1 tRNA gene and 1 rRNA gene are annotated in these 1,056 nt (G+C 51.2%); both read right to left on the bottom strand.

Annotation, left to right across the window (positions count from 1 at the left end):
* Positions 1-655: ribosomal RNA gene (locus tag FE839_RS24755) — 23S ribosomal RNA — on the bottom strand; the annotation flags it as partial.
* A 306-nt stretch (positions 656-961) separates the two neighbouring features.
* Positions 962-1,037, bottom strand: a tRNA-Ala gene (locus FE839_RS24345).
* Positions 1,038-1,056 lie beyond the last annotated feature (19 nt).

The raw sequence follows: 1,056 nt of genomic DNA, 5'->3' as shown, positions 1-1,056 counted from the left end.
GCGCTCCACTGCCTGATTTTTGTGTTGAACGTCGCTTACGCGCCGTTAACCGTCATTCAGTGCTGTCGTTACGCTTCTTTGTGCACCACACAAAGCGAAACGCTTTGGTGGTGGGGCTCCCACTGCTTGTACGTACACGGTTTCAGGTTCTTTTTCACTCCCCTCGCCGGGGTTCTTTTCGCCTTTCCCTCACGGTACTGGTTCACTATCGGTCAGTCAGGAGTATTTAGCCTTGGAGGATGGTCCCCCCATATTCAGACAGGATAACACGTGTCCCGCCCTACTCTTCGAGTTCACAGCACCTGCATTTTTGTGTACGGGACTTTCACCCTGTACCGTGCGCCTTTCCAGACGCTTCCACTAACACACATGCTGATTCAGACTCCGGGCTCCTCCCCGTTCGCTCGCCGCTACTGGGGGAATCTCGGTTGATTTCTTTTCCTCGGGGTACTTAGATGTTTCAGTTCCCCCGGTTCGCCTCGTTTGACTATGTATTCATCAAACGATAGTGCAACGAATTGCACTGGGTTTCCCCATTCGGACATCGCCGGTTATAACGGTTCATATCACCTTACCGACGCTTTTCGCAGATTAGCACGTCCTTCATCGCCTCTGACTGCCAGGGCATCCACCGTGTACGCTTAGTCGCTTAACCTCACAACCCGAAGATGTTTTATTCTGTCCGGCTTGTTGCGCGACGTGAATACTGCGTTGTTCCGTACTCGCGATGCTCATGGACATTCAGTCCACTGCGCTCGCTGCGTGCGGTACGCCTTGTCTTCACATCGCTCACATCACCTTTTACAGTGTCATCTTCTGATTGCGATAATTTGAGAGACCCGAACACACTTATTCAGTGTGTCGTTTCAATTTTCAGCTTGATCCAGATTTTTAAAGAGCAAAACTTCGCAGCATACCTTTTCAGGTACACTCTGAAGTTTTCTTGATACCGTCTACAGTATGGTGGAGCTATGCGGGATCGAACCGCAGACCTCCTGCGTGCAAAGCAGGCGCTCTCCCAGCTGAGCTATAGCCCCATACAGTACAGTCAGAACC

The organism is Klebsiella indica, assembly GCF_005860775.1.
In the GTDB taxonomy this organism is placed as follows: Bacteria; Pseudomonadota; Gammaproteobacteria; order Enterobacterales; family Enterobacteriaceae; genus Klebsiella; species Klebsiella indica.
The sequence above is the reverse complement of the archived record's forward strand: the minus strand, read 5'-3'. Positions and strand labels throughout refer to the sequence as shown.